The 10022-nt window shown below is 66.2% G+C and carries 11 protein-coding genes and 1 pseudogene; 6 read left to right on the forward strand and 6 right to left on the reverse strand.

What is annotated here, in order from left to right:
* Positions 1 to 113 precede the first annotated feature (113 nt).
* From EJ903_RS22645 to EJ903_RS22665, 5 genes and pseudogenes are all read left to right on the forward strand, one after another.
* Positions 114 to 605: an HRDC domain-containing protein gene (locus EJ903_RS22645; protein ID WP_126619739.1), complete on the forward strand. Its 492-nt coding sequence runs from the start codon at positions 114 to 116 to the stop codon at positions 603 to 605.
* A complete protein-coding gene (locus EJ903_RS22650) occupies positions 602 to 1621 on the forward strand; it encodes an RNA-directed DNA polymerase (protein ID WP_126619741.1) in 1020 nt (339 codons plus the stop codon). The genes EJ903_RS22645 and EJ903_RS22650 overlap by 4 nt, the downstream gene beginning before the upstream one ends.
* A pseudogene (locus tag EJ903_RS28185) lies at positions 1564 to 1761 on the forward strand (SUMF1/EgtB/PvdO family nonheme iron enzyme); the annotation flags it as partial. The gene EJ903_RS22650 and the pseudogene EJ903_RS28185, both read left to right, overlap by 58 nt.
* 168 nt (positions 1762 to 1929) lie before the next feature.
* On the forward strand, positions 1930 to 2832 hold the full coding sequence (locus EJ903_RS22660; RefSeq protein ID WP_126619758.1) for a formylglycine-generating enzyme family protein: 903 nt from the start codon (positions 1930 to 1932) through the stop codon (positions 2830 to 2832).
* A 456-nt stretch (positions 2833 to 3288) separates the two neighbouring features.
* Positions 3289 to 4635, forward strand: coding sequence for a hypothetical protein (locus tag EJ903_RS22665; protein WP_126619743.1), 1347 nt, complete (start codon positions 3289 to 3291; stop codon positions 4633 to 4635).
* A 70-nt stretch (positions 4636 to 4705) separates the two neighbouring features.
* Here the strand turns inward: EJ903_RS22665 and EJ903_RS22670 are convergent, their stop codons facing one another.
* Positions 4706 to 5083 carry a hypothetical protein gene (locus tag EJ903_RS22670; protein WP_126619745.1) on the reverse strand — a complete coding sequence of 126 codons (378 nt, stop codon included), beginning with the start codon at positions 5081 to 5083 and terminating at the stop codon, positions 4706 to 4708.
* 418 nt (positions 5084 to 5501) lie between these two features.
* Positions 5502 to 5720, reverse strand: coding sequence for a hypothetical protein (locus EJ903_RS22675; RefSeq protein WP_126619747.1), 219 nt, complete (start codon positions 5718 to 5720; stop codon positions 5502 to 5504).
* Positions 5721 to 6205: 485 nt separating this feature from the next.
* Between EJ903_RS22675 and EJ903_RS22680 the strand changes: the two genes are divergently transcribed.
* The gene (locus EJ903_RS22680) at positions 6206 to 7207 is read left to right on the forward strand and encodes a GSU2403 family nucleotidyltransferase fold protein (protein WP_158627986.1); all 1002 of its coding nucleotides are present in this window, start codon (positions 6206 to 6208) and stop codon (positions 7205 to 7207) included.
* A 168-nt stretch (positions 7208 to 7375) separates the two neighbouring features.
* Here EJ903_RS22680 and EJ903_RS22685 read toward each other — a convergent pair whose 3' ends face one another.
* From EJ903_RS22685 to EJ903_RS22700, 4 genes are all read right to left on the reverse strand, one after another.
* Positions 7376 to 8173 (reverse strand): SAM-dependent DNA methyltransferase, encoded by a 798-nt coding sequence (locus tag EJ903_RS22685; RefSeq protein WP_210211522.1) that lies wholly within the window; start codon positions 8171 to 8173, stop codon positions 7376 to 7378.
* A gap of 536 nt (positions 8174 to 8709) precedes the next feature.
* On the reverse strand, positions 8710 to 9105 hold the full coding sequence (locus EJ903_RS22690; protein ID WP_210211523.1) for a hypothetical protein: 396 nt from the start codon (positions 9103 to 9105) through the stop codon (positions 8710 to 8712).
* A gap of 58 nt (positions 9106 to 9163) precedes the next feature.
* Positions 9164 to 9580, reverse strand: a complete 417-nt coding sequence (locus tag EJ903_RS22695; RefSeq protein WP_126619751.1) for a type II toxin-antitoxin system VapC family toxin — start codon at positions 9578 to 9580, stop codon at positions 9164 to 9166.
* Positions 9580 to 9828: a type II toxin-antitoxin system Phd/YefM family antitoxin gene (locus EJ903_RS22700; RefSeq protein ID WP_342772190.1), complete on the reverse strand. Its 249-nt coding sequence runs from the start codon at positions 9826 to 9828 to the stop codon at positions 9580 to 9582. Before EJ903_RS22700 ends, EJ903_RS22695 begins: the two co-directional genes overlap by 1 nt.
* Between the last annotated feature and the right edge of the window lie 194 nt (positions 9829 to 10022).

Here is a 10022-nt window from a genome sequence, read left to right on the forward strand (position 1 = left end):
CGGCGGGGTGCCATGGGGCGAGAGCGCCGACGCGGTCGGGGAAAAGGATCATCAAGGCCCCCCGCAGGGGTCGCGGCGAAAACGCCGGATTGTTTGCTGACGGATGACCAGCCATGCAGCTTCGTTTCTTCACCATCCCGGTCCATGGCGGCGACGAGGCCGCCGAGGCGCTGAACCGTTTTCTCGGCGGCCACCGCATCCTCGCCATCGACCGCAGCTTCGTTCAGGACGGCGGCAACAGCGCCTGGTCGCTCTGCGTCAGTTTTGAACCCGCCGACGGCGGCGGTCGTCCGGCCAGCGGCGGCAAACGCGCCGCCAAGCTGGACTATCGCGAGGTCCTGAACGAGCAGGATTTCGCCCTGTTCGCCCGCCTGCGCGCCCTGCGCAAGGAACTGGCCGAGGCCGAGGGGGTTCCGGCCTACGCCCTGTTCACCAACGATCAATTGGCCGCGATGGTTCAGCGTCAGGTTCAGTCGCGCGCCGGGCTGTTGGAGATCGACGGGGTTGGCGAGGCCCGGGTGGAAAAATACGGCGCGCGGTTTCTGGCGCTGTTGCGCCCAACCGCCACGGCCCCGCTGGAACCGCCCGGCGGCGGCACCGCATGAAACGATCCGCCGTTGGTCTGGCCGAGGTCGCCGACTGGCACAACCTTGCCGCCGCCGTCCGTCGCGCCGCGCGCGGCAAAGGCCGCCGTGACGAGGTGCGCTGTTTTCAGGCGGCTCTGCCCGCCGAACTGGCCCAATTGCGCGCCGACATCCTCGATGGTTCGGTCGCGGTCGGGCGCACGCGGGTCTTCCACATCCGCGACCCCAAGCCACGGATCATCCACGCCCCCGTCTTTCGCGAACGGGTTCTGCACCATGCGTTGATCGCTGAAATGGGGCCGGTGCTCGACCGGGGGCTGGTCGACGACAGCTTCGCCTGCCGCGTCGGCAAAGGCGCCCTTGCCGCCGTGCGGCGCGCCCAGCACCATGCGGAGCGCTTCCCCTGCTACGCGCAGATCGATATTCGCAGCTGTTTCGCCAGCATCGACCACGCGGTCCTGCGGCGTCTGCTGGCTCGCCGTTTCAAGAATCCCGCGTTGTTGGAACTGGTCGGGCGCATCATCGACGCGCATCACGCCGCGCCGGGAAAGGGTCTGCCGATTGGCGCCCTGACCTCCCAGCATTTCGCCAATTATTACCTGAACGGCCTCGACCGGCTGCTGCTGGAGCGCTGTCGAGTGCGTGGAATGGTGCGCTACATGGACGATCTGGTCTGGTGGGGCGACGACCGGACGGCGGTGCGCCGTGCTCTGACCGAGGCGCGCGCCTATGCGTTGGGCGAATTGGGGCTGACGGTCAAGGAGTCGGCGCGGGTTGGCCGCAGCCGCGACGGCCTGACCCTGTGCGGCTACCGGATTTTGCCCGACCGCCTGCTTCTGTCGCGACGGCGTAAGCGTCGTTACGCGGTGGCGCGACGCCATTGGGAAGCCGCCTTTGCCGCCGGGCGCATTGATGCAAACGGTTTGCAGGCCGGTTACGCCGCCGCGCTCGCCATCACCGCGCACGCCGATGCGGCGGCGTGGCGGCGGGAACAGTTGCACCGTCATCCTCTTGCCGACGCCCTGCGGCGTCTCTAGACTGGACGCCGGATGATGGTCGAAACACCGACGCCAAGCGCGTCCTTCGCGGCGGGTCCTGGAACAACAACGCGCGGAACGCCCGCGCCGCGTGCCGCAATCAGAACCACCCGGATGACCGCAACGACAACATCGGCTTTCGGTGCGCCCGAATTCACGACCGGACGGAGTCTGGACCTGAACAGACCATCCTCCACGGCGCCCCATCCGGAGCGCCAAAACGCGAAGACCGCCGGTGCGCTGGTAGCCTGGGTGGAACCCGGACGACGGCTCGCCGGTTGGTCGCTTCTGTTTTCTGGCGTCACGCCATGACCTCCATCGTCAAGACCACCATCATCGACAAGGGCTGGCATCCCCTGGCCGACGGCAACCCGCCGGATTGGGCCAGCGAATGGGGCCAGGACCGCTTCGGCGTGTTCGTCGCCGTCACGGTGGCCGACGTGACCCAGCGTCTGCGCTGGATCCCGCCCGGACGTTTTATGATGGGATCGCCCGACGATGAACCGGGACGCTATGACAATGAAGGCCCCCAGCATTTGGTGACGATCAGCCGGGGCTATTGGCTGTTCGACACGCCCTGCACGCAGGCGCTGTGGCAGGCGGTGATGGGCGGGAACCCGAGCAATTTCCAATCGCCCGACCGTCCGGTGGAGACGGTGAGTTGGAACGACGTCCAGGAATTCCTCGGTCGGACCAACGAACGGATTCCCGGTCTGGACCTGACGCTGCCGACGGAGGCGCAATGGGAACACGCCTGCCGCGCGGGAACCGCCACGGCGCTGTACAGCGGCGACATCGCAATTCTGGGAGAAAGCAACGCACCGGCGCTGGATCCGATCGCATGGTATGGCGGGAACAGCGGTGTCGGCTTCGATCTGGACAATGGCGTGGACAGCACGGACTGGCCGGAAAAGCAGCACCCGCATGAGAAAGCGGGGACGCGCCCGGTCGGCCGCAAGCGCGCGAACCCCTGGGGCCTGCACGACACGCTGGGGAATGTGTGGGAGTGGTGCGCGGATGGGCAGCGGACCTACACGCCCCAGCCGGAAACCGACCCGCGCGGCCCGGACAGCGCCGACGCCGAGCGCGTCCTTCGCGGCGGGTCCTGGCTCAACTACGCGCGGTTCGCCCGCGCCGCGTGGCGCGATCAGATCCTCCCGGATGTCCGCGGCGGCAGCATCGGCTTTCGGTGCGCCCGAGTTCAGGCGTGACAGGCAAGCCAGGGGGAAGCGTCGGCGGGCTTGCCCCTTGGTCGCCCCAAGCGGAGCGGCGGGGTGCCATGGGGCAAGAGCGCCGACGCGGTCGGGGCAGGACCATCAAGGCCCCCCGCAGGGGTCGCGAGACTTGGTGTCCCAGAAACGCTCGTCGGCATGGCATCATGGCCCGACCTGTGGGGACGCAGAACCCAACAGAGTTTCCCCCGGGACCGCGCCGAACGGGGGCTTTGTCGCGGTGGCCAAGACCCGCGCGGTCTGCCCGCACCGGTCGTCTGTCCCGGATGGACTGGGTCGGTGCCGGACCGTTCCCCCCCCTGGACCCGCTGGTCCGGGGAGCCGAAATCGCTTGCGCCTGAGTCCGGCGATGCTGAAGATTCACCCATGCGCACCAGCGCGGGCGTCTTTTTCCCAACGTCTCTGGACTCATGTCTCACGTCGCGGAACATCGTGATGCTGCCTGACCTCCTGGCCGCCGAGCGCAAGCTTGCCCGGTTCGACGAACGCCTGCTGGCCGATCCCGAGCGCCGTCACCGCTGGCGCCATGACCACGCCCGCCGCGCCGCGCTCGCCGCCGCCGCCCTGGGCGGTCGGATCGCCGATCCGGACGCGTTTCTGCTGATGCTGGCCGACCCGTCACGATGCGATCCGGACGCCGCCTGGGTGCACACGGCCTGGACGCTGGCCACCGCGCTGCAGGGGCCGGTCTACCGGCTTGATCCCTCGATCCGGGGGCGGGAGTCGCCAAGGCTTGATCCACGGATTGGGCGCGAGCGCCGCCGCCGGTTGCTCGCCGGTCTTGGCCAGACGGAGGAGGGGACGAACACCGCTCCGCCCGTCGTCCCGCGACCGCCGTCGGACTCCCAAGGGCTGCCCAACGCGGCGGCGGCCCTGATGGCGCAGACACGCGCGCTTCTGGCCAACGCCGAGGATCTTCTCAGCCCGCAGGATGAGACCGGCGACCCTGAGGTTGAGGATCCCCGCGCGCCGGACGCGCCACTCTCCGCATGGACGGTCGACTGGTGCGACGAACTCCAGCAGCGGTGGGCCGAAGGGTTGGGGGGCCGTGCGCAACCGCTGACCCAACCCCAGCGCGAGGCCGTGGAGGCGACGCTTCAGGAGGTCGAGGCCGCCTTGTTGGATGCGCCGGGCTTGCTTGGCGTGGCGCGGGCCATGCGCGTGCTGCTCACCGCGCCAGAAGCCGCCCGTCCAAGGCGGCGCGTGGCTCCGACCGATGACAAAAGCGCGGTGGCGCGGGCGCTGGTGGAGCGTGACCGGGGGGAACCCGGGTTGTGGACGCTGCTGGCGTGGCTCGGCAGCGGAACCCTTGTGGAACGCGCCTGCGGCCTGCAAGCGGGCATCGCGCCCAGCGTGGCCCCGGTTCTGGCCCGGGATCGGACCGGCTTTCGCCTGGCGCTTGAACGAGACGGGCAGGGCTGGGAACGCTGGCTGCTGTCCGCGACCGGCGAGCTGATCGTGATGGAGATGGAGCGGAGCGCGGCCCTGGACCGTGTGCACAGCGGCTGGGAAGAGCAGCTTGGCCTTGCCGGACGGCGTGGCACGTCGCGTCTTCCCGCTGTGCTCCACTGGCTGCACCAGCAACCGGCCTACACCACCGCTGTGATGGAGCGAACGTTGGGCAGGGCGGCACAATTGAGCCGACGCGGCGTCTACCTGCTCGCCGCCGAGCTGCGCGAAGCGGGTGTGGTGCGCGAAGCGCCGACAGGCGGCCCCAGAGGCGGCTCCTGGGAGGTGGAAAAGCTGTGGATCGCCTCGGCGCTGACGCCGCAACGGCGGTGATCGGGCGCGGTCAGGGACGACCGCCCCCGCCGCCACAGCACCCCGACCGTCTGCCGTCGTGCAATCCCGCTCAGGTGGGGACTGCGGCAGCGCACGCGCTCGACAGCGCGCGCGCCTGTTGGATGACGCTTCCAAGGTCGGTCGTGGCGGGATCCATCGTCGCGATCCGATCCACGAGTGCCTGCAGGTCGGCGGGATCCCGATACTCACCGCCATTGGCCGAATGCCACGTCGAATGGGCATAGCCTGTGTCACCCTGCACATCGACCAGCGCATGGGTGACTTCCTCGGCGTACTCGCCATGACGGATTTCGCTGACGAGGTCGGTTTCCTCGATGGCGCGCTCCACGGCTTCCTTTTTGTCCCCGGCTGTGATCGACACCGGGACGCGGACCACGGCAAAAAGATGGACCGTGAAATCGGTTTGCGTAACGGGCGAGACGGTCATGATGCGCTCCCGATGGCCGGAATGATGAACGGAAAAATCTCTGGTCCGCGTATCTCTGGTCCGTGCGTGACGGTGCAGGGTCTCAATCTTTCCCGTCGCCGCATTTGACACAGCAACGATCCGACGGAGCGTCCAGCGGCTCTGCGATCATGCGGGGGCCGTTCACCCAAAATTCGCCGCCGCAGTCTTCGCACCTCATCCCGACCGCATCCCCTTCGCTCGCGTGCCGCTTGCCGTCCCATTCCCCCATCTCTAGGAATGCCGATTGCCCATCCAGCAGCGCCTTTGATCCGCAGTATGGGCAGCACGTGACGTTCCGCATGCTCCGTCTCCCGATTGGTGCGGCCCTGGCCGCGTTGTCCATAAGGAGACACTACGAGCGCATCGCCAGTCCGGCAACAGTATAAATTGCGTCTCGCTATTTCTTTCCAAGTAGGACACCGATCTTGTGCAGCAACTCAAGGTCCTCCAGATGCCGCACGATTGGCAACGGGGCATCGTCCATGCGTATGGCCAAATAGGCTGTTGTCTCATGCAGACCAAGCCGTTCTGCGAATTCTTTCACCGTCAAACCAAGCGCCTGAACGCGCCGCTTGACCTCGGAACCGGACACACCGGATGGCAATCTCGTCGCCATGGGACCTCCCACCAGAAATAGCGTTTCGCTACTGTACGACAGTCTCAACGCGATCGCAAGTTCGGGGATCCTCATCATCCCGTTGGCCCTGCTCGTGACCGCGTTCGCCGCGCCACAGTGACCCGTCCAAAACGGACAGCCTCGCGCTGACCCGCTGACACCTTGATCGGTCGGAAGGACGACCGCCTCTCCCATAATCCTCACCCACCCTGGACGGGCGGCTTTGGTAGCCCCCCACGAAGCGCCGGACCAAACCCATGGATTTCAACAAGGCGGCGCTGAGCCGGATCGGCGCGGGATGCGTTCGATCCACTGACCTGCGCCGTCCAGTCAGGCCAGGACATCGCGCAGCAACATATTGATAATTATTGATTTGACCCGCAAATCAGGTGCTTTGGCTGGATGCAGGACAATATCCTTCAACTCATTGACTGGACATGATTTGTCCTGCAAAGTTGACTTATCATGGAAACGCAGGACAAGCCGTGAGCGTCATTCCCTTCTCCGACGAGCAGATCAGGACAGTCATCAACCTCCAACAGCATTACGAGGTGTGGATGGACGCCGACCGGTCTCTCGCGCAATTGCCATACGGACTGAAATGGGCCGACCGCAACGGCAAGGACTATCTCTACGAACTGTTCGACCGGATCGGCAACGGCAAGAGCCTCGGCCCGCGATCGGCCGAAACGGAGCGCATTTTTGACAGCTATCGTGAACGCAAGGCCGAGCTGACCGAGCGTCGCAACCGGAGCGCCGTCACGCTGAGCCAGACGTGCAAGGTGTATCGCGCGCTCGGTCTGCCGTTGCTCCCCTCCGAAGCCGCAAAAATTCTGCGGGAAGCCGACCGGCGCAGCCTGCTGGGATCGCACCTCATGGTGGTCGGCACCAACGCCCTGGCGGCCTACGCCCTGGAGATCAACGGTCGGATCGACGGAGCGCCGGAGGAAACCGACGACTTCGACATGGCGTGGTTGACGGTCGACGACCCGTCCAGTCCCGACGTGCCGGTGTGGGCGCTGCTGAAGGCCGTCGACAGCACCTACACCGTGAACAGCGAGCGGACCTTCCAGGCGCGCAACGCCGCCGCCTATGAGGTCGAGCTGCTGGCGGCACCGTCCCGCCGGATGTCGCGGCGCGACCGGCCGGTTCCCGTGCCGCTCCCGGAACAGGAATGGCTGCTGCCGGGCACGCGGATCAGCCGTGTCGCGGTGGCGCGCGACGCCTCTCCCGCCCGCGTGGTGGCTCCCGATCCGCGCTGGTTCGCCTTGCAGAAGCTCTGGATGTCGGACCAAGAGAAACGCCATGCTGGCAAGCGCCCCAAGGACTTGAAGCAGGGCACGGCGCTCCTGGCCTGCATCCACGAGGCCCTGCCCAGCCATTCCCTCAACGCCCCGGACTTTCTGGCGGCGATGCCACCGGAACTCCAACCCTACTACGACCGCTTCGCGGCGCCGTACACGGAGGACGCGCTTCCGAACTGGTGACGTGGGCGTCTGCCGCGTCCCGAACGACAAGGAGCGTTGCGGTGCCGCCGGGGCGCGGGAGGAAGCGTTGGCACGACGCGGCGGGCCTGCCGGACAGCCCGCGTCCCTGGCCGGGTGGGTGCGTCGCGCCTGGGGGCGGCGGACTCCCGATCCGGCTCATCCGCTTCCTCAGGCCGCACGGAGGCCGAGCGCCTGGTCGCCGATCCCCCGGCTGAGCAACTCGGCTCGGATGACCGCCTCGGGCATCGGGGGCTTGGCCTTGCCGCTCGCATGGCGGAGCAGCAGCTTGGCAAGCTGATCGTCGTTCATGAGCCGGGCTTGGGCAGCCCAGTCCGGATAGTCGTCGGCCCGCTCCAGAAGGCGGCGGCAGGGGGGAATGTGACGCCAACGCGTGTCGCCATGCCCGTGCAAAAACACCACCCAGGCGTAGGCGGACGCCGTGCTGGCCTTCCGGGCGATGTAACCGGCGATCATCGGAAGACGCTCGGCAAACTGGGCCACCAGAGCCGGTGGATGCTGCTGGCACAGCTCATACCGCTCTCGTGACTCCAGCCATGTTCCGCGGACCAGAACCGCGCAGCCCAGCCGCGAGATTTGCATCGCCCGGCGCACAAACCCAGCGGCGACGCCAAACGGCGGGTTCGTCATCACCAGGTCGGGAACCGTTATGGGGTGGCCCGGGGAGAGAAAATCCAGCACATCGAAGCCGCACCCATAGTCATGGGCGTCAGAGGCAAGAACGACGCCGAAGTGCTCACGCAACGGTCGCACCATGTGGCCCCGGTTTGCCGCAGGTTCCCACACCGTGAGGTCGGCCGCCGGCGGCAGCGTGAACGGCACGTCGTCACGGTACAGGGCATGGAGAACGCCGGCACGGCTGCCCCACGGCGGCGTCGGAAAATCGTCCAAGCTTCCCTCGGGCTCGATGCGCTGAGCCATGACCGCCGAGGATGTGTTCTGGACCATGAACAGGACTCCGTTCAAATGGCACTGGAGCGGTGAGCCGAGATCCATGTCCAAGGAAGACGCGGGAAATCCATCGGCATGGCAGGGAAGACCCCGTGCACTCTGAAAGCCCAGCGCCTTACGGGAGCCGATCACCCGATCGGTGGCGGCGAAATCCGGTTAAGACCCGCGACGCCATGACCAGGTGGCACGGGGGGTGGCGCGATCCCAGACAATCGAATGCCGCGTCGCCTGAAGGCTGGTCCGATGAAAATAGCCGCCGTCAAGCGACTCTCCCTCGAAGCCAACCATCCAACCGCTGCGCGCTCCTGTGTCGCGCCGGACAGAATCAACACGCACGCGCCGACTCCGTAAGAAGCACGACCGATCTACAAGGTGAAGCCAGCGGCCAGGTTTTGACGGTGGTGGCGCAAAAGGCACAAACTCACGGTGCTTCCAGAAATTGAGATTGAATCCAAACACAGTCAGTTTGGTCATTTTGATCCGGGCGGGCATTTGTGTTTCTCGCATTTGGGCGGTTGCGCGATTGGCCGACATCATCTCACCGGCATTTGGGCCTCGCGCCCGCCAGGCCGGTAGCGATCCATCACGGTGTCCAAGCCATCGTTGGTGATGGTCGGATTGGCGCGTTGCAGACAGGACAGCAGCACGGCCTTGTTGGCGTGCACGCGCTCGGACGTTGGGCGGGTGCCCTGCGGCGAGGGATTGACGTTCGCGAAGCAGGCGATGAACTGCTCCTGTGAAACACCGAGGTCCCGTGCCACCAGCGCGGTCGGGCGTTTCGGATCGTTCTTAAGCAACAGCGGCGGACCCGGCGGTGGGATTTGCATCGGAGCCGCCTGTTGGGCACTGGACGGCACCGCCGTGCCGCACACACTTCCGATCACGATCAATGCAAAAACGGACAGACGATCAAGCCTTCGCATGGTCATTTGCTTCCCTCCTTCATCCTGGAGATGGACGGGCGTCTTCCGGAAAGGCGGGAGGGTGTCAGCTGTTGCTCCAGGGGTTGAGCAGGGGAACACCCATCGGTTCGAAATCACGCACGTTGCGGGTCACGACGATCAAGCGATGAACCAGCGCGGTGGCCGCGATCAGGCTGTCGCCCTGTGGCCTTGGATCAGGAACGTGGAGCGTCGCGCAGCGCTGCGCGACGTCCGCATTCACCGGCAGGATACGGCCTCTGAACGCCAGCATCACCTGGGTGTCGATCCAGTTGCGCAGCACCGCCCCTTGTGCGGCATCCCTACGGCTGACTTGGCCAGCACCCAGCTCAATCTCGAACAGGGTGATGACAGAGATGAACAGGTCGGCAGGCGGCACGCCGCCCGCCCAGCTGAGCAGACCGGGGTTGGCCCGCGCCGGCCGCCGCAGCTCGGAGATGGCGTTGGTGTCGAGCAGGAACATCAGTCCAGCACCGCTGGCCGGGCTAGATCGCCGATCCGCGCCGGCTCGAAATCGAAGTCGGCCCCGGCGTCGTCCTGGCGCAGCAGTTCGACGATGGAGCCGCCCTGGTCGCCTGACAGGCGTTGATAGGTGTCATAGCGCAGCAGCACGAAGGCTGGCTCCCCGCGATCGGTGACGATCACCGGACCATCCTCGGCGGCTCGCTTCGCTTCGCTTGGGTTCTGATTGAACTCTCTACTCGACATCATTCGGCCCATGCTATCCACTCCAGCCATTATGATGATGCTACGATACTACAACGGAGCGGGGGCCACCAGACGAAATGTAGGCACAATCCTACAAAGTGGCGGTTGATGGGACTTTGGTGCGTAATTCGGCTTGGGTGCGAAGCACACCCGATCCGACGTGACGGTCAGGAGACCTTTTGGGAGGCCGGCATGCC

It is taken from the genome of Azospirillum griseum, from assembly GCF_003966125.1.
GTDB classification, from domain to species: Bacteria; Pseudomonadota; Alphaproteobacteria; order Azospirillales; family Azospirillaceae; genus Azospirillum; species Azospirillum griseum.